The sequence below is a fragment of the Candidatus Goldiibacteriota bacterium genome, assembly GCA_016937715.1.
GTDB lineage: Bacteria > Oederibacteriota > PGYV01 > PGYV01 > PGYV01 > PGYV01.
Genome location: JAFGWA010000061.1, coordinates 1 through 18,943, shown reverse-complemented (window position 1 = coordinate 18,943; position 18,943 = coordinate 1). Strand labels below are relative to the sequence as shown.

17 protein-coding genes are annotated in these 18,943 nt (G+C 42.7%); 15 read left to right on the top strand and 2 right to left on the bottom strand.

What is annotated here, in order from left to right; genetic code table 11:
• Window positions 1-30 precede the first annotated feature (30 nt).
• The 5 genes from JXR81_07055 (at window position 31) to JXR81_07035 (ending at window position 6,210) form a co-directional block, all read left to right on the top strand.
• Window positions 31-1,338 (top strand): pyridoxal phosphate-dependent aminotransferase, encoded by a 1,308-nt coding sequence (locus JXR81_07055; protein ID MBN2754609.1) that lies wholly within the window; start codon window positions 31-33, stop codon window positions 1,336-1,338.
• Between the two features lie 68 nt (window positions 1,339-1,406).
• Window positions 1,407-2,090, top strand: coding sequence for a thrombospondin type 3 repeat-containing protein (locus tag JXR81_07050; protein ID MBN2754608.1), 684 nt, complete (start codon window positions 1,407-1,409; stop codon window positions 2,088-2,090).
• 66 nt (window positions 2,091-2,156) lie between these two features.
• Window positions 2,157-4,787 (top strand): hypothetical protein, encoded by a 2,631-nt coding sequence (locus JXR81_07045; GenBank protein MBN2754607.1) that lies wholly within the window; start codon window positions 2,157-2,159, stop codon window positions 4,785-4,787.
• A complete protein-coding gene (locus JXR81_07040; GenBank protein MBN2754606.1) occupies window positions 4,784-5,668 on the top strand; it encodes an SPASM domain-containing protein in 885 nt (294 codons plus the stop codon). The genes JXR81_07045 and JXR81_07040 overlap by 4 nt, the downstream gene beginning before the upstream one ends.
• The gene (locus JXR81_07035; GenBank protein ID MBN2754605.1) at window positions 5,665-6,210 is read left to right on the top strand and encodes a zf-TFIIB domain-containing protein; all 546 of its coding nucleotides are present in this window, start codon (window positions 5,665-5,667) and stop codon (window positions 6,208-6,210) included. Before JXR81_07040 ends, JXR81_07035 begins: the two co-directional genes overlap by 4 nt.
• A 54-nt stretch (window positions 6,211-6,264) precedes the next feature.
• On the opposite strand, the gene JXR81_07030 is transcribed toward JXR81_07035, so the two are convergent.
• Together JXR81_07030 and JXR81_07025 are read right to left on the bottom strand one after the other, a co-directional pair.
• On the bottom strand, window positions 6,265-6,444 hold the full coding sequence (locus JXR81_07030; GenBank protein ID MBN2754604.1) for a hypothetical protein: 180 nt from the start codon (window positions 6,442-6,444) through the stop codon (window positions 6,265-6,267).
• 1 nt (window position 6,445) lies between these two features.
• Entirely contained in the window at window positions 6,446-6,634 is a 189-nt protein-coding gene (locus JXR81_07025) for a helix-turn-helix transcriptional regulator (GenBank protein ID MBN2754603.1), read from the bottom strand.
• Window positions 6,635-6,963: 329 nt separating this feature from the next.
• Here JXR81_07025 and JXR81_07020 point away from each other — a divergent pair, with 329 nt between their 5' ends.
• The 10 genes from JXR81_07020 (at window position 6,964) to JXR81_06975 (ending at window position 18,692) form a co-directional block, all read left to right on the top strand.
• Window positions 6,964-8,064 (top strand): hypothetical protein, encoded by a 1,101-nt coding sequence (locus JXR81_07020; GenBank protein ID MBN2754602.1) that lies wholly within the window; start codon window positions 6,964-6,966, stop codon window positions 8,062-8,064.
• Window positions 8,065-8,075: 11 nt separating this feature from the next.
• The gene (locus JXR81_07015; GenBank protein ID MBN2754601.1) at window positions 8,076-8,885 is read left to right on the top strand and encodes a M48 family metalloprotease; all 810 of its coding nucleotides are present in this window, start codon (window positions 8,076-8,078) and stop codon (window positions 8,883-8,885) included.
• 2 nt (window positions 8,886-8,887) lie between these two features.
• Window positions 8,888-9,847 (top strand): hypothetical protein, encoded by a 960-nt coding sequence (locus tag JXR81_07010; protein MBN2754600.1) that lies wholly within the window; start codon window positions 8,888-8,890, stop codon window positions 9,845-9,847.
• 13 nt (window positions 9,848-9,860) lie between these two features.
• On the top strand, window positions 9,861-10,808 hold the full coding sequence (locus tag JXR81_07005) for a DUF1722 domain-containing protein (protein MBN2754599.1): 948 nt from the start codon (window positions 9,861-9,863) through the stop codon (window positions 10,806-10,808).
• 8 nt (window positions 10,809-10,816) lie between these two features.
• Window positions 10,817-12,199: a deoxyribodipyrimidine photo-lyase gene (locus JXR81_07000; GenBank protein ID MBN2754598.1), complete on the top strand. Its 1,383-nt coding sequence runs from the start codon at window positions 10,817-10,819 to the stop codon at window positions 12,197-12,199.
• A 1-nt stretch (window position 12,200) separates the two neighbouring features.
• Window positions 12,201-13,721, top strand: a complete 1,521-nt coding sequence (gene crtI, locus JXR81_06995; GenBank protein MBN2754597.1) for a phytoene desaturase — start codon at window positions 12,201-12,203, stop codon at window positions 13,719-13,721.
• Window positions 13,722-13,731: 10 nt separating this feature from the next.
• The gene (locus JXR81_06990; protein MBN2754596.1) at window positions 13,732-14,502 is read left to right on the top strand and encodes a DUF4412 domain-containing protein; all 771 of its coding nucleotides are present in this window, start codon (window positions 13,732-13,734) and stop codon (window positions 14,500-14,502) included.
• Between the two features lie 27 nt (window positions 14,503-14,529).
• A complete protein-coding gene (locus tag JXR81_06985; protein ID MBN2754595.1) occupies window positions 14,530-15,120 on the top strand; it encodes a topoisomerase DNA-binding C4 zinc finger domain-containing protein in 591 nt (196 codons plus the stop codon).
• Window positions 15,121-15,218: 98 nt separating this feature from the next.
• A complete protein-coding gene (locus JXR81_06980) occupies window positions 15,219-16,952 on the top strand; it encodes a hypothetical protein (protein MBN2754594.1) in 1,734 nt (577 codons plus the stop codon).
• Window positions 16,953-17,234: 282 nt separating this feature from the next.
• Window positions 17,235-18,692: a hypothetical protein gene (locus tag JXR81_06975; protein ID MBN2754593.1), complete on the top strand. Its 1,458-nt coding sequence runs from the start codon at window positions 17,235-17,237 to the stop codon at window positions 18,690-18,692.
• The last annotated feature ends 251 nt before the right edge of the window (window positions 18,693-18,943 follow it).

Sequence of the window (18,943 nt, the reverse complement as noted above, 5' to 3'; positions counted from 1 at the left end):
TATTGACTGTTAAAAAAATAGGAGAATGCCATGAGAAACAACATAATTCATCCCGGCGCGGATGAACTGACGTATGAAATACGCGAGATAGTAAAGGTTGGAAATAAGATTGCAAAGACAGGTATTGATATAATATGGGAAAACATCGGCGACCCTGTTGCCAAAGGCGAAAAGGTTCCGGAGTGGATAAAGGATATTGTCGCGGATACGGTTAAAAATGATAATTCAAGCTACGGCTATTCTCCCACTGAAGGGCTTTTGGAAACACGTGAATACATCGCGAAAGAGCGTAACCTTGAAGGCGGCGCGCAGATAGTGCCTGATGATATTTTATTTTTTAACGGGCTGGGCGACGCGATTGCCACAATTTATAATTATCTGAATAAAGAGTCGCGCGTAATAGGACCTAACCCCGCGTATTCAACGCACTCTTCCGCGGAAGCAGCGCACGCGGGTTCGCGCCATATTACATATAATCTTGACCCTGATAACAGCTGGTATCCGGATTTGAAAGATATGCGCGAAAAAATTATAAAGCATCCGGAAATAAGCGCGATTCTGATTGTCAATCCTGATAACCCCACAGGCATGGTGTATTCACGGGATGTAATAAAGCAGGTTGTGGATATTGCCAAAGAGTTTGATTTGTTTATTGTATCGGATGAAATCTATTCCAACCTGTTTTATGGCGGTTCTGTGCATAACAAACTGGCTTCGGTAATAGGCGATACCCCGGGAATGGCGCTGCGCGGAATATCCAAAGAATTCCCGTGGCCCGGTTCGCGCTGCGGATGGGTGGAATTTTATAACAGGGACAAAGACGAGAAGTTTGCGCGTTACGCTAAAACTATCATGGATGCCAAGATGATGGAAGTGTGCGCGACGACACTTCCGCAAAGGGTGCTTCCAAAAGTGATGGGCGATGACAGGTATTACCCGTATTTGGCGCAGCGCACGGCAAAATACTGGGAAAAATCGCAGCTTGCGTATGAAATATTTTCAAAAATGCCCCAGCTTAAGGTGAACCTTACAAAAGGCGCTTTTTATATGACTGTCGTATTTAAGGACGGCGTTTTAAAGGACGGCCAGTTTTTAAAACCTTTAAATGAGAAAGCCGCGGAGATTATAAAACCGCTTTTAAAAACAGAAGTTCTTGACAAACAGTTTGCATATCATCTGCTTGCTTCAAGGGGTATCTGCGTTGTGCCGTTATCGTCCGGGTTTAATTCGGACCTTTATGGTTTCAGGATAACGCTGCTTGAAACGGATACGGACAAATTTAAATCAATTATAAACACGATAGCTGACGCTATTAAAGAGTACATTTCTTCAAAATGACACAGGGGGTTTTTATGGCAAAAAAGAGTCCGGCAATTATTGTTACTGCAATTTTATTTCTGTTTTTTATGGTATTAATCGGCTGTAACAATTCATCGGAAACTCCTTCTTCGCCCGCTCAGGCAACCGCGACACCCACAACGGCTGTGCCTGTTGATTCTGACGGCGACGGCATTCTTGACACCGCGGATAATTGCCCTGCTGTTCCTAATGCGGACCAGTCTGATAATGACGGCGACGGCAAAGGCAACGCATGCGATAACTGTCCGACAGTTGCAAACAGCAGCCAGGCAGACTCTGACGGCGATTCCAAAGGCGACGCGTGCGATAACTGCCCCGGCGCGGCAAATGACAGCCAGGAAGATTCTGATTCTGACGGAATAGGAGATATCTGTGATAACTGCACATTTACTGCCAATCCCGCTCAGGCGGACGCTGATATAGATGAGGTTGGCGACGCGTGCGATAATTGTCCGGTTGATTCAAATACGGATCAGCTGGACGCTGATTCTGACGGAGTTGGAAACGCCTGTGACAACTGTGCCGCAACGGCAAACAGTTCTCAGGATGATGCCGATCTTGACATGAAAGGCGACGCGTGCGATAACTGCCCGAATGTTTCAAATGCGGATCAGGAAGACGCTGATTCTGACGGTGTGGGTGATTTTTGCGACAATTGCCCGAATACCCCAAACCCTGACCAGGCGGATTCGGATATGGACGGAACAGGCGACGCGTGTGACGTGGATTAATTGTAACTTAGACATCGATGGGTATAACAAAAATACCCTGTTTTTTTAATTCAGGGAAAGGAATTCATGAAAAAAATAATTTTACTGTTTTTGTTTATCGCAACATCGCAGTTTTGTTTCGCTGATTTTAACTGGAAAGTTTATAAGACGGACAGGTTTACCCTGTTTTACCGTCCAGGGACAGAGCAGAAAGCCCTGCGCCTTCTGGAATCCATGGAACATAACGCCCCTATGGCTGAAAAACTTACGGGAAATATCATTCCTAATGTGCCTGTCCTGCTGGAAGAGTTTGGCCGTGTAAACCCGTATGGCGGATGCGCCAATCCTGTTTATTATAAAGTAAGCTTGGCAAACAACAGTTACGAAGACGCAAATGGGCTTGCAAATGTGGCGGTTCACGAATTTGTCCACATGCTTCACCTTACCAATTCATCGGGCCTGCCCGGACTAATTTCATTTATTGCCGGTAATATTGCCGCGCCTAATCTGCTGTCGCCCGGCTGGGTGACAGAGGGCATAACCACCTTAAGCGAAGATAAGCTGTCGCCGTATACCGGAAGGTTAAATACGGGGTATTTTGACGCCTATATGGCCGCCTGTGTGGCGGACGGCAGGTTTCCGGACATTCTAAAAGCCACTTACGCGCCCAATGAAGCGCCTTCATATATGGGATGGTACCTGTTTGGCGGGGAATTTTTCAGCTATTTAAACGACACATACGGCGAAGAAAAATTCGCGCAGTTTTTTGATTCTTTTGGCGGGTCTCCGGCTTCATACCTGTCTCCGTTAATTCCGTTTGCCGGCATTGACAGGACATTTGATGAAGTTTTTGGCAAAATAACAACTGAACTTTGGGAGGACTGGGAAACGGAACAAACCGCAAAATATATGGATTATGAAATTGAAGGCGCGCGGGTTACAAATCATGGATGGTATTCGCATACTCCTGCGGTGTACGGGAACAAACTATATTACAGAAAATCAGTAAGCGAAAAAAAAGGCGCTTTTAAAGTTAAAGCATATAATGAAATTGTTGAAGTTGATATTGAAAACGGGGCGTCCAAGACGTTAATATCAACCACTTCGTCATTTAACGTGCCCCCTTATTTTAACGGCGATTATATATATTACGGCGTCGCGCAGATAGCGCCGGGGTTTGGGAATATATCACAGGATACTTTTGGCGGGGACACGGTAATTTTCAGAAAGAATCTTGCCACCGGAAAAGAAGAAGAGATTTTAAGGGGCGATATAAGGGCTTTTTATGCGGATAATAATACTAACCTTAGTATTGTCTACGCGGAAGAAAATAACGATACTCCCGGATGCAGAATAAAAAGGCGTGTACTTTCATCCGGAGCGCAGCAGCTGCTTTATGACACTGCTTATAATGTCCATTCAATGGACGGGCATGACGGCTTCATATATTTCTCCGGCGGAAAGGAAAACGAAAATCCGGACATAATCGCCATAAATATGGTTACCGGGGAATTCAAAAAAATAACAGATACTCCTTTTCAGGAAAGAAATGTTCGGCTATACGGCGATAAACTGTTTTTTGACGCCAATTATAACGGATTTCACTGTGCTTACAGTTATGGATTAAAAGATAAAAAGTTTTACCGGCTTACAAAAAACGGCACTGCGGAATCTCCGGCTTACAGCGAAAAGACGGGGGATATTTTTTATTCTTCACTTAATTCATACGGCTTTGACATTTACAGAAAACCCGCGGTTTTTGATAAGTTTGTCCTGCCCGCGGATAAATATTCAGAGCCCTATTTCAGCGGGCTTAATGTTAAAGATGTGAAAGAGGGAGGTATTGCCGACAGTTTTGCGCTGCTGATACCCAAAATACGCGTTCCTTTAATATATTTTGACAGCGCCGGAAACGCGGGCACGGGGCTGCTGCTGTCTGCCGAAGACGCGCTGGGCAATCTGTCTTATATGGCAGAGGGGGTATATGACTGGCATAAACAGAAACTTGGATATAATATTAATGTAAGTTCAAAATTTCTGGCGCCTATGAATTTTTATTATGCTTTGTCCGATTATGAAGGGCCGGAAATTAACACGGGTATAGGGTATCCGTTATACAGAAGCCTGCTTCCGGGGTTCACATCCCTGTACGCGGGACTTTCTTACAGGCTGTTTGATTATTTTTACAGAGATGAATTCAGGCCGTATATATTTGCGGGGTTTAATTTTCCAAATACGGACATTGGCTTTACCTTAAGCGCGGCACTGGAGCCGGATTATGAATATGATTCTTTGTTAAGAACAGGTATTTACCCTTCAATAAATATAAAACAGGATCTGTTCGGCGGTATGTTGTCCGCTTTGGCTGTTTATGCATATGATCCGGACAATCAAATTGATACCTTTGCCGATTTAAGAGGGTATTCTTCCGATATGAAAGGTAATTCAGGGACAAAAGTATCTGTTGAATATACATGCGTACTGTTTGAAATCAGAAAAGGGTTATGGAACCCGAATTTTTACCTTGAAGACGCGGCGGTAGAACTGTTTGCGGATGCGGCGTTCTCACAGTCTGAAACAAGGGCGTCATTCGGGGCGGAACTTCATCTGGAAATGTATTCGCTGTTTACTGTCCCTCTTGATGTGAAAGTTATGTGCGCTTACAATATTGACAGGTTTGTGACAACCGGATTTGGCATAGGGATATCCGGGCTGTGAAAAAAATTAAAAAAACATATATTGAAATAACTAACGCGTGTAATTTATCGTGTGATTTTTGTCCCGGTACAAACAGAAAAACTGAATATATGTCCGGGGAGATGTTTGGCATAATTCTTGAGCGTATTAAAGGCCACTCTGATAACCTGTATTTTCACGTGATGGGCGAGCCCTTGCTGCATCCGCGGCTTGGATTGTTTCTGGATATGTGCGCGCAAAAAGGGTTCAGGGTAAATTTGACCACAAACGGAATCCTTGCGGAGCGTTTAATTCCATATACGGATGCAAAAGCGTTAAGGCAGGTAAGTTTCTCGCTGCACAGCCTTGAGGGTAATAATGAAAGCAATACAGAGAATTATTTAAATACCATATTTGATTTTATTAGGGCGGTTAAGGGAAAAAATATTTCTGTATCTTTAAGGTTGTGGAATTTAATTGCTGATGAAAAGAACGGACAGAATCAGTCAATAATAGAGAGTTTTAAAAAGCGCCTTGGATACACCGGCGAAATACAGCAGGGCGAAACGCCTGTAAACGGGATAAAGATAGGCGATAAGGTTTTTTTAAAACAGGCGGAGAAATTTGAATGGCCTGACATTAACGGCAAAGAACTGTCGGGCGAAGCTTTCTGCTATGGGCTAAGGGATCAGGCAGCTATTCTTGTTGACGGCACTGTAGTGCCGTGCTGCCTTGACGCGCAGGGAGTAATAAACCTTGGTAATATTATTAAAACACCGCTTCAGGAAATAATTGACAGCCCCCGTGCTAAGGGTATTTATGAAGGTTTTACCCAAAGGCGCGCCGTGGAACCGCTGTGTCAAAGGTGTTCTTTCAGGAAAAGGTTTGATTATAAACTAAAAGCAGACGGAGGACGTGTGTGAATAATGCTTCTTCAAGAAAAGAGTGCCCAAGGTGCGGGATGGAATTAAAAGGCGGCGAGGATAAATGCCCGTCGTGCGGAAGGCCCATGATACTTGGAGCGGGAAATGTACAGGGCGTGGGCCCTGTTGAAAAACCCGTAAACTGCCCTGTGTGCAAGCTTCCTATATATAAAGCAAAAATTGCCGGAAGGGAAATGCTGCACTGCGCGGAATGTGAAGGCAGCGCTTATCCAAGGGACACCTTAATGAAACTTCAGGCGCTTGAAAAAAAGATAATTGACATAAGCGCGGAAGAACGCGATTACAGAAGGCCGCCATTTTTTGAAAAAAGGGAAAAACCGCCGTTTCTTATCTGCCCGTTCTGCGGCAAGAAAATGGCGGAGAAAAGATTAGGTCAGATGCAGGCGGATATGTGCACGGAATGTAAAGCGCTTTGGCTTGATGCCGGAAAAGAGAAACACATTAATGATATTTTAGGCGCTTATAAGATGTCTATAATGAATGCTTCGGGGAATAGCGGGGGTAGAAGGGAAAGAAGATAAGATTAAAAAAACTCCGGGCGGAAGTATTTACCGCCCGGCAGGGTAACATCAAAATTAAAGGGCCAGGTAAAGCCTTTTTAAAACGGAATCTATCCTTACTATTTTACCTTCTTCCTCGTAAGTCTTTTCCATGCTGTTCATCATCCTCTTTGCCGTGCTGTCGTTGCTGATAAGAATTTCTCTTTCTTCCATCGTGATTACACCCGGGCTGTAGCTGTTCCTGTCATTGTTCATGTTACACGCTCCTTTTAAATTTTTTTAGCATTTTAGCTATGTGATATTCCTGAATTTTGCTTGGGTAGTTGCGCCCGTTAAACCAGCGGTTAACAGTGCAGAAAGCCACTTCAAGTTTTTCCGCCAGTTCCATCTGTGAAATTTTCTTTTCTAACCTGTATTGTTCAAGTTCCTTTATCATATTCTTCATATATCAAGTTATAGCATTTTATAGCATTTATGTCAAGAGAAAAAAATATAAAAAATGAGGGACGGAAGGTCGGATGCACGGAGGGACAGAAGTAAAAATATCGAATTAAGCTATATGCAGTTAAGCAGAAGCGAAGAACAGGAGAAGCGAAAGATAGGTTTGGTAGACGCGGGTCTTTAGCCCGCGGTAGTTGATTGCAAAAAAACACGCGCCTTAAAAGGCGCCTCCGTGCATCTGTCCCTCCGTCCCTAGTGTCTTCAATAAATCTCTTTTAAAAATTTCAAAAAGTGATATTCTGTATGTGTTATAAAAATGGAAAAGGTGAGTAAATGAAAAACAGGATAATTAAAATGGCTTTAATTTTAATAACTGCCGCATTGATAATTCTTTTATTTTTAATTAAATGTGATAAAAATAAGTTTGCCCCGGGAAAAGATATACAGGAACCTGTTCCTGCGGCGGGCATGTATAAGACGGGGGATAAGGCAAGCTTCGTACTAAGGGATCATATACCGGGGGTTAAGACAAAGTATTCCGTATTTCTGCTGAAGACGGATTTTGACGGGAATCAGGCCTGGTTAAAGACATATGAGGCGAAAAATCCAAGGTGGGCGGAAGCTGTATTTGTGTCTGATAAAGGTCTTATAAAAATAATAGGAAGGCAATATGACACCGAATCAGGAGTTTCATTGCCTTATATTATAACCTGCGATGAAAACGGTGAAGCGGTAAGCGAAAGCGTCTTTGATGAAGAAAGTGTTGAAATAAAACTTGATAGCGGAGGAGCCGTTGAAGCCGGTGCTGTAAAGATACCAAGCCAGCCGGATACGGGTTATTATTATGAACAGGTGATGGCGGATAAATCCCTGCTGCAGAGATATTCGGGCATTAAATATTTTGAATGGGGTAATTACGGCGTTATTGACCCCGCTGGCAATATTTATGAATTAAACGGGGCGGAAACGCCCGGCGCGGAATTTCATGAAATGTCAGTGACAAAAAGAAGCGCTAAAGGCGGAACCGCATGGAATTTTGTTTATGGAGGCGGATACTTTGAGCGGGCTTATTCAATTTGCAGCGGTAGAAACGGCGGTGTTATTGCCGCGGGCGTTACCGAATCTTTCGGCTCTGGCGGATCAGATGCTTATCTTATAAGCATAGATGTTTCCGGAAACTGCATATGGGCGCGTTCAATAGGAACCGCGGGCGATGAAGCGGCGTACTGGATAGAAAAACAGGGCGATAATTCCGTTATAGCGGGGGTATCTTGCGGTGTAAATAGTACCTGTGATATAATGCTTTCATTGATTGATAAGGCGGGTGCACCTAAATGGATAAAGTATTATGACGCGGGCGCGGATGAAGCCGCTTACTATATTTCAAAAAACAAAGATGGCTATTTAATTACCGGGATATCCGGAAAATTTTAAGGGAGACATGCATGAAAAGAATTCTTTCTCTGGCAATGGCTTTGTTTTTAATTACCTCCTGCGCCACGTTAACTTCAACAAAGTATGACCCGGTTTTAATTCCGGAATCAATGGAAATGCAGCTTGGCCTTGCAACAAAGGCGCAGGTGGATGTGCAGTACAAAGCCCTTGCAAATACAACGGTTCAGTCTTATGTTTCGTCATTGGGAAAAAAACTTGCGGCAAACGCGCAACAAAGCTCTGTTAAATATACGTTTTCGGTTGTAGATTCCGCGGAAATAAACGCTTTTGCGGTGCCGGGAGGATTTGTTTATGTGACTTCGGGGATAATTAAAAATTTAAACGACGAAGCGCAGCTTGCCGCGGTTATAGGCCATGAAATAGGGCATATAGCAAAAAAGCACAGCGTAAAACAGATGCAGCGCCAGCTTGTGGCACAGTACGGCCTTGCCTATGTTGAAAATATGCTGTCTTCGGGGGAAGAAGGAGCGGCAAAATCACAGATTGCTTCAATGGTTTCCGCGATAGGGCTTAATTTTCTTTTTGCGAAAAATTCAAGGGAAAATGAATTTGAAGCCGATGAGCAGGGCGCTTTTCTTGCCTCGGCAGCGGGATATGATCCTAAAGCCATGATAGACGTTCAGGAACTTCTGTTAAAATTAAGGGTGTCAAAACCGGGTATTCTTGAACAGATGCTGTCATCGCACCCGATTTCGGAAGAAAGAATAGCGCACGCGGCTGAATATATTAACGCAAAAGGCCTTGCTTCAACCGCAAGAAACAAAGCTGCTTTTGATAAAATAAAGGCGGTGATAAAATAGCTATGAATAATAAAAAACGTATAATAATTGCCGCTATAGCTGTAATGCTTATTGCCCTGCTTCTTGTTTTGAAATGCGGCAGGGGGACGGTTAAACCGGATAAACAGGGGGATTCTCCCGCGGCTGAAGAAAATATTAAAACAGATGCGGCGGAAAAAAGCGGCACGGAAAAACCGGCTGATAAAGTTCCGTCAAACAAAAGCGGTGCTGCTGTAAATGTTAAAGTAACCGAAAAAGGCAAAATCTTTGAAGTTGTAAAAGACGGCAAGACTGTCATAAATAAGCAGGCCGGCGATAAAGAAGGCTTTAAACTTGTGCCGCCGGGTACGGATAAAACAAATCCGGAAGTTTTTGCCGATTTAACAGGCGATAAAAAGCCGGATTTTGTACTTCAGTCATATTCGGAAAAAGACAGCTGTTCCAATATATATTCGGTATTTTCCGCCGAAGATGATTTTAAGATGATGGCGGAAATAAAGGGGTTAAGCGAAGGGATTTCTTTTAAGGATTTGAACGCGGACGGAGTGCCGGAACTTATCGGCAATGACTGCACGTTTTTAAACTGGTGGGCAAGTTTTGGCGGCGATACCGCGCCCAAAGTGATTCTGGAATATAAAGACGGCGCTTATCTTATTGCGGCCGGCCTTATGAAACAATCACCTCCTCTTGACGAAGAGATGCGCGAATACGCGGAAAAAAATAAAAACGAATTTATATCGTATGTCTGGGAATATATGTTAAACCTTATTTACGGCGGCAACGGCGACAAAGCGTGGGAATTTTATGATATGGTTCAATGGAATGAAGACTGGGAAAGCGCGATGACGGAAGCCGGACGCAGTACGGACGGTACGGATAAAGGTGATTTTTTAGAAGCATTTAAAGAACATCTGTCCACAAGCCCTTATTGGGAAGAGATAAAGAAAATGAATAACTGGGATCTGGAAGGGCAGATGCTTTAGGATGAAAAAATAAATGGTAAAACCAAAACTTTATATCAGTAAATGTATAGAGACATGCGCCTGCAGATACGACGGGCAGAAAGTTAACAGTGAATTTGTGTCAAAGTTGTTTAAATATGTTGATGTTGTAACTGAATGCCCGGAAACCGCTATCGGCCTTGGCGTTCCCAGAAAAACCATCCGCATAATATCAAATGATTCAAAGATGACAGACCTGCGCCTTGTGCAGCCGGAAACCGGCGGGGATTTTACCGATAAGATGAATGCGTGGTCCAAGTCGTATCTTGAAAATCTTGGAGAAGTGGATGGGTTTGTCCTGAAATCCAAATCCCCGTCTTCGGGGTTTAAGGATGTTAAAATATACGCGAAAGGCCCCAATGGTATGATGCTTACAAAAAGAGGGGCCGGTTTTTTTGGCGGTAAGGTTCCCGCGTATTATCCGGGAATTCCGGTTGAAGATGAAGCAAGGCTTTTAAACGCGGCTATCAGAGACCACTTTTTGAAATCGGTCTTTGCTATTGCGTCTTTAAGGGATGTTATAAAAAGCGGTAAAATTGCGGAGCTTGTCGGCTATCATTCACGGAATAAATTATTGTTTATGTCGTATAATCAGACGGTCATGAGAAAAATGGGAAGGATTGTTTCGGCGCCGGGAGGTAAGAAGTTTAAAGAAATATGCAGCCAATATATGGAAAATCTGTTAATTCTTTTATCGCATCCTCCAAAAATTTCAAATAACGTTAACACCATGATGCATGCTTTTGGATATTTTAAAACCGGTTTATCGCCGGAAGAAAAGGCGTTTTTTCTTCAGGTGCTGGGAAAATATCAGAAAGGCAGGGCAATACCGGCATTGCCGCTTAACCTTTTAAAACTGTTTGCTGTAAGGTTTAATGAAGAATATCTTTTAAACCAGACTTTTTTTGAGCCTTATCCGGAAGAACTTGCGGGCGGAGATTAATCGTATTTATGATACAGAAAGAACGCGTTAAAAAGCTGAATGGCAGCCCCGAAACAAAAGGCAAATATGTGCTTTATTGGATGCAGGCGTCACAGCGCGCCGAATACAATTACGCGCTGTCTTATGCCGCGCAGAAGGCAAATGAATTAAAACTCCCGCTGCTGGCCATATTTGGCCTTACCTTTAATTATCCATCAGCCAATTACAGGCATTACGCTTTTATGCTGCAGGGTTTAAAAGAGACACAGATTTCACTTAAGAAAAAAGGCATAAAACTGGCCATAATAAAAGAAAGCCCCGAAAAAGCGGCTGCTAAATACTCGAAAAATGCCTCCTGTGTTGTTACGGATGCCGGATATACAAGGGTACAAAGGCGGTGGAGAAAGACGGCCGCCTTAAAAATTAATTGCGCTTTTTATCAGGTTGAAACAGATGTGATTGTTCCTGTTGAAACCGCCTCGTCAAAAGAAGAATATGGTGCGGCAACAATAAGAAGAAAAATAAATGTCCTCCTGAACGACTACATAATCCCTTTTAAAGAGGTAAAACCAAAGCTATCATCGCTTAATATAAAGGCCGAAGCTGCGGATATCGGCGATTATCATTCTGTGCTTGCGTTATCCGGGTTGGATAAAGATGTTAAACATTCTGCGATATATACGGGCGGAACATCAGAGGCAAAGAAACACCTTAAAGATTTTATAGAAAATAAGCTGCACTTGTACGCTGATTTTCGCAGCCATCCGGATAAAAACATAGAATCAAATTTAAGCCCTTATCTGCACTTTGGGCAGATATCTCCTCTGTATATTGCCGTTGAAGTGCTTAAAACCGGAGGGAAGGTGGCAGGCAAGTTTCTGGATGAACTTATTATAAGGCGCGAACTTGCCGTTAATTTTGTCTATTACAATAAAAATTATGAAAATACTGAATGCCTGCCAAACTGGGCAAAAGAGACGCTGCGGATTCATTCGGTTGATGAAAGGCCTTATGTATATACCCTTAAACAGCTTGAAACGGGCGCCACGCATGATAAATACTGGAATGCGGCGCAGTCGCAGATGGTAATAACAGGAAAGATGCATAATTATATGAGGATGTACTGGGGCAAAAAAATAATAGAGTGGTCAAAAACCCCGGAGCAGGCTTATAATAAAATGATTTATTTGAATGATAAATACGAACTTGACGGGCGTGACCCCAACAGCTATGCGGGTGTTGCGTGGTGTTTTGGCAAACACGACAGGGCATGGCCGCAGAGAAAGATTTTTGGAAAGGTTAGGTATATGAATGACAAGGGGCTTGAAAGAAAATTTGATATGGACACTTACGTTAAAATGTGGAATATTAATCGGGCAGGCATTCATAATAATACTAAAGGGGGTAAGTGAAATGGAAAAGAAAAAGATTGTAATTGTCGGAGCGGGCCCCGGCGGCCTTACGGCAGGAATGATACTTAGGCACCGCGGTTTTGATGTGACTATTTATGAAAAAGCCGGCGTTGTAGGCGGGCGTAATGCGGCTATTAAACTTGGACAGTATACTTTTGACACAGGCCCCACCTTCCTTATGATGAAGTTTATTCTTGATGAGATGTTTGCTGAAACCGGAAGAAAGTCGGAAGACTACCTTAAATTTCATAAACTTGACCCTATGTACAGGTTAAAGTTTACGGATAAGCAGATTCTTGTCACTGACAACCATGACAAAATGGAAAAAGAGATTGAAGAAATATTTCCGGGTCAAGGCAAAGGATTAACGTCATATTTAAAAAATGAGGAAAAAAGGTTAAAATACCTCTTTCCGTGCCTGCAGAAACCGTATTCTTCAATATTTGATATGATGAAAAACCCGCTTTTAAAAGCGCTTCCGCATCTGGACCTTGGCAAAAGTGTTTTTAACGCGCTTGGAAAATATTTTAAGCCGGAAAAATTAAGGTTTGTCTTTACGTTTCAGTCTAAATACCTGGGCATGTCAGCGTGGGAATGCCCGGCCGCTTTTGCCATGATTGCTTATATAGAACATAAGTGGGGTATTTATCACGTAATAGGCGGGCTGAATAAGATTTCAGACGCTATGGCAAAGGTTTTTGAAGAAGAGGGCGGAAAATTAAAGCTTAATACCCCCGTGAAAAGAATTATTAACAGCGGCAAAAAAGCCACGGGCGTTGAACTTGAAGACGGCACAATAGTAAACGCGGATGAAGTGATAGTTAACGCGGATTTTTCCTATGCCGCTACCGCCTTAATGGATAAAAAGCATGTGAAAAAATACAGCCCCGAAAAGCTTGCCAAAAGAAAATACTCCTGCTCTATATTTATGTTATACCTTGGGGTGAAAAAAAAATACGACATGCCTCATCACAATGTTTTCTTTGCTGAAAAATACAGGGAAAACGTGGAAGACATATTTAACCGGCTGAAACTGTCTGACCAGATATCATTTTACGTGCAGAACGCCTCTATAATTGACCCTACGCTTGCGCCGGAGGGCAAATCAGGCATTTATATACTTGTGCCGGTTGCCAGTTTAAAAGGTAATATTGACTGGAAGAAAGAAAAAGACGCGTTTAGAAAACGCGTGCTTGAAGAAGTGGTAAAAAAGACAGAGATGAAAGACCTTATGGATAATATAGAAGAAGAAAGGATTTACACGCCTGAAACCTGGCGCGACGACCTGAATGTGTATTATGGCGCCACGTTTAACCTTGGCCACAACCTTACGCAGATGCTGTATTTAAGGCCGCGTAATAAGTTTGAATGCCTGGACAACTGCTACCTGACAGGCGGCGGCACGCACCCGGGAAGCGGGCTTCCGACAATTTATGAATCCGGAAGGATTGCCGCAAATATGATAAGTAAAAAGCACGGGGTAAAATATATAGAACCCTCATCGCTTGATAATAAAATTTAAGGAGAGTCAGATGAAAAAGTTACTGTTGCTGTTTGTTTTAATTTCTGTTTTTGTGCTTTCAGTTTCCGCGGAAAATGTTTTTAAATACATTCCTTACAAAAGCGCTTCCTGGGAAGTAAAAACTGTTGTTGAAGGCGCATACCCGATGAAAATGGACCAGAAAGTATTTTATAAGAGTAATAAGATGAGGATAGAAGGTATTTATAAAAACCCGGATTCGGGCAAAAACGAAGAACAGGTAATAATTGTAACAAATGAAGCAACGTACATGTACATGCCGCAGAGCAAAAGCGGTTTTAAATACTCAAATAAAAGCGACGCCAATCCGCAGAAGATTTCAAACGTACAGGCACAATACAGGGATAAAGCAAAAAAAACCGGCTCTGAGAAAGTTAACGGCGTTATGTGCGAAATATGGCAGTACACTGTTGATGAAGACGGGGGCGATATGAAAGTTAAAGAGTGGAGGGGGAAAGACGGTTTTATTTACAGGACGGTATCAGAAACTTTAAAAGGGGATAAGTCAAAGTACACAAGCGATGTTATATCACTGAAAAAAGATGTTAAACTGGCAGATTCGCTTTTTGAAATTCCCGGCGATATAAAAATGGTTGATATGGAAAATTTGTTAAAAGGCATGCAGCCGGATGTTAAAAAGGCAGGAAATAAAAAAGCCGCGCAGGATGACAGCGTGGATGAAGATGAAGATGTGGGCGGTAAGATGCAGGAAAAAGCGGCGCAGGAAGCGGCTGACATGCTTAAAGGAATGTTTGGACAATAAGTCCGCAATTAAAATACGGAGGATAAGATGAGCGAGAAAATATTATGCGCCAAGTGCGGCAAACAGATGGTGTTAAAGCAGGGAAAGTTCGGCAAGTTCTTCAGCTGCACGGGATACCCTGACTGCAAAACAAGTATGCCTTATCCGGGGCAGAAAAGGCTCCCGCAGGGCGAGGAAATTTCATATGTGCGCGGCTGGTGGAAACAGCAGGCCTCAACAATGGTGTTTTTTGTGGGTAAAGAAGAAGTGGCAAAATGGATATATGATAAAGACGGCAATATAACAAAAGAAGGCAAAGTTATAGACGGAAAAATCTGTACCTTTCATTCAAACTGGTCGCTAAAGTCCGATATGACCGCTGTTAATAATGTGCTTGAAGGCCCTTTTGAAACTTATGATGAAAATGGCGCCATTGTGGAACGCGGTATTTATAAAAACGGGCAAAAACAGGTGCTTTCAGCAGATTCAGACGATACGCTTGCGGTTGACAGCGAACCTTCCTATGACAGCTTTAATGACCTTGAAAAGTCTGTTCCTGTCGCGCCGGAAGTTGTTAAAGAAGAAGCTGATGATTTTGACGGTATCCCAAAAAAAGATGACGAGGATCTGCCGTTTTAGAAGGCCGGTTTAAACATATAAACAGGAACTTTTCCCGCTAAAACTTGTCATATGATGCAAGGGGCATAAAAACTGATTAAGTTTTAGCGGAGGTTCAGATGAAAAAAACTGCAGGAATTCTGTTTTTAGTTTTCATTTGTTTATTTATATTAAGTACCGGCTGTAATCCTAAAAGAAATCCCACAACACCGGATTTAACGCCGATTATTCCCGGAATTTCCACGCCTGTTCCCACACCGACTGCGGTTGTGATATGTACGCTGCCTGATTTTACAATTACCGGTATGGCACAGGGGTTCAGCGGTGTGACGATTGGATGTGTGGAAGATTACAACCATCCCGGATTTATTGTTTATCTGAAAAATCAGGGTTGTGCGGCGGTTACGGGTGCTGTTTCGTTAAATGTAAACGGGGTTATAATTAACTACGCGTACAACGGCGGGCTTGCACCGGGGGAAACAGAAAGCATCTGGGTTGAAAACGCGCCGGCATCCGGTTCTATGATGAGCGCGATAGTTGACCCTTCCAATAATTTACCTGAAAGCAATGAAACAAATAATTCTTTTCAGGATTATGTGCTGACATTAACGCCTCCTCCTACATGTATACAATCGGCTACAATCACACCAACTTCAACTTACACTTCAACGCCTACATTATTCGTTTTGACAACAACACCTTCTGTGACACCTACCGGCAGCCACACAACAGGCGGGCCGGATCTTGTTGTTATATCGGTTATAACTCAGCTTGAATTCCCGGACAGCTGCACAGACGGGGACGAAGGCGGAGTGGGTACACGGGTTGTAATAAAAAATATCGGCGATGCTGATGCTGTAGGGTTTATTGACATAGCAATGACAGGCCATGGCACGCAGCAGGTTACCGGGGCGATGATGCCCGGAGCGGAAAGAACGGTATTTTTCTCCGGCACGTCATGGCCGAACAATTCTGTAATAACCGTGGATTCAACTTCAAATATAGCAGAGACGGATGAGACGAATAATGTTTTTGATTCTGTTGTCCCGATTTGCACACAGCCGCCGACGTGTGTTAATACACCGGATATAACAAATACGGTTACTGCGACACCGACAGTTACCGCAACCATAACCATGACGCCGACAATAACTCCGGCTGTGGCATGCCTTACGGCGAAAATCAAATCCGACAACAGGTACAATGAATTATATACAAATATAAATTTTACAGGTTCGTGTGTTGCCGCAAATCTTCAATATAGAATTGCGATTTATGACGGCGCTGATAATCTTATCACCACGAAAACTGCTTATTCGGGTTATGGAGGAGTGCTTAGATATATTTATACTTCAACAGGAAGTGATAATATAAGCGCGCCATGGCATGTTGCCATAATGTTACCGTCTTACAATCCTCCTGCGGTTTATAATGCATCTGATGCGGGTTTTGAGGATATTTGTGAATTTACAGTAATGGTAAGCGCTCCCGCACCCACGCCGACACTGCCGTGTACAAATATGGTTGGTGTTTACCACGGGCAATTAACTCTGATTAAATACTTTAACTATAAACTGAATGACTGTAATGCATTTACCATAAAAGTTGATTACTGTACCGAAAATACCCGCGTTGCTTTGTATGACGCGGGGAACAATCTGCTTAAAACAGAGCTGTTAACCTGTCAGACACCTGGAATGTCGGCCGTGCAGATGTTTTATCATATAGCGGGAACAGAGGTTCCCGGGATATGGTATATTGATTTGTATGGTGAATCAGATTCTGTACCTGCAGTCAGGACTACCGGCGGTACTATAAGTTCCTGCCCCGAAGGTTCTTTGATTGTAGAATAACCCTTAAAAATATAGTGTTTATAAAAGGCAGGGCATAACAAGCCCTGCCTTTTTCATTGGAAAGTTTTGGCATTGGGCTTTGTAAATTTACTTTTTGAATTTGATTAATATTCTTAGGCAATATAAAGATTGATTTCACCGCTACATGTGTCTGGGGAATAAGGATTTAGTAAAAGAAATTAGTGAATTCCACGGCGCCAAAATAATTCGTTGTGGATTTCCTTTATTGATATTTCAGTATTTAAATAGTAAAATAAGAAACTAATATAAGAGGAGGGTTCCATGAAAAAATACATTTTTATATTCTTTATCCTGCTGACCACTGCTGCTTTTAACCTTTACGGGGCAACAACCGACACGCAAACCGGAAAAATGAGCATAAATCTTGAAGTTGCCGACCCGGGCGGTACCGATACTGTGACAAGAATGGTAACCTTACAACATATCAAAGCGTCTGAAATAGAACCTTTCATAAAAGCAAGGCTGTCTATTTATGGGGCTGTACAGACCAATGACGCGATGAATATGCTAATAATAACCGACAAATTAAACAAGGTGAACGACCTTGAGGCTGTGGTAAAACGTCTGGATGACAGAAAGTTGAAAAATTTCATGAGGCTTGAAACCGAGATTATACAGATAAAGAACCTTCAGGCACGTGCGCTTGTCGACCTGATACGCGAAAGGTTGTCAGATACGGCCATCGTAAAGGTAGATTCCAATCTTAACACGCTTCTTATCACTGACGTAAAAAGCAAAATTGAACAGGCAAGGGAACTGATAGAAAAACTTGATGTTCCGGTAAAACAGGTGATGATAGAAGTAAAAATAGTTGAAGTCTCCAATGATGAAGATTCAAAGATAGGCATTGATTGGAGGACCCTTCTGGAGTCAGTTTCAGCCGGTGCTGAAACAAGCATAAGAAACTTGTCTCAGATAGGACAGGTTAAAGTTGAGAATGGATCCCTGCCGGTCACCGAAGCGAAATATAAAATGACAGACAGTTACGGGCCGCAGAACTCGATAGGGGTAAAAATGTCAATGAACGGCATTAACAGCATCATAGGAATTCTTACAAAGGAAGGAAAGGTAAAGGTTATTTCAAGCCCAAGGGTAGTGGCTTCAAATAATAAATATGCCTTCGTGGACACGGGGTCACGGTATTACCATAAAAGCTTGAACTCTCAAAACCAGAATGGTAGTAGTTCCGGTTACCCGCAGGATACGGATATTAGTTTTAATTCATCAAGCACCAACGTTTCTGTTAATACGAATAATGGCGCTTATTCCAATTCTAATTTCAGTTCCAATCAGAATTACAACTATAATTACATCAGCACCGGCATCTACCTTAGAGTTTTGCCAAGTATAGTATCCGACAATGTGGTTACGCTTGATATTAATGCCAGGATAAGTGACGTTATCAGCTGGGCGCCGGACGGATTCCCCATAGTCTCAAATAACGAAACCAACAGCGTAATTACAATCAAAGACGGCGAGTCGTTCATACTTGGGGGACTGAAAAAAGAGTCCACAGCGGAAATTGTGGACAGGATACCCCTGCTTGGGCATATACCGGTGCTGGACCTTATTTTTGCAAGCAGAAAAACCGTCAAGATTTCAAATGACGTAGTAATATTCATATCCCCGACCATACTGGCCGATCCAAACAAAGCCGCGGACACGGCGCCGGAAAAAGAACCGGCCGGAGCCGCACAAAATATCAATACCGCGCCTTAAGTTTAAGATGCGCTGAAATCCTGTTTGCGAAATGCGCTTGATAATTATACAAGGTCTTTTAACCGTAGAATAACCCTTAAAAATATAGTGTTTATAAAAGGCAGGGCGTAACAGGCCCTGCCTTTTTCATTTAATATTATCCTTGATTTTTTACATAGGCAGGAGTAATATATTAATGTTTTTTGAAGCTTATCAGCAAAACTGATATCCTGAAACAAACAATTTTACTATTTATTGTTTAATTTCTATAC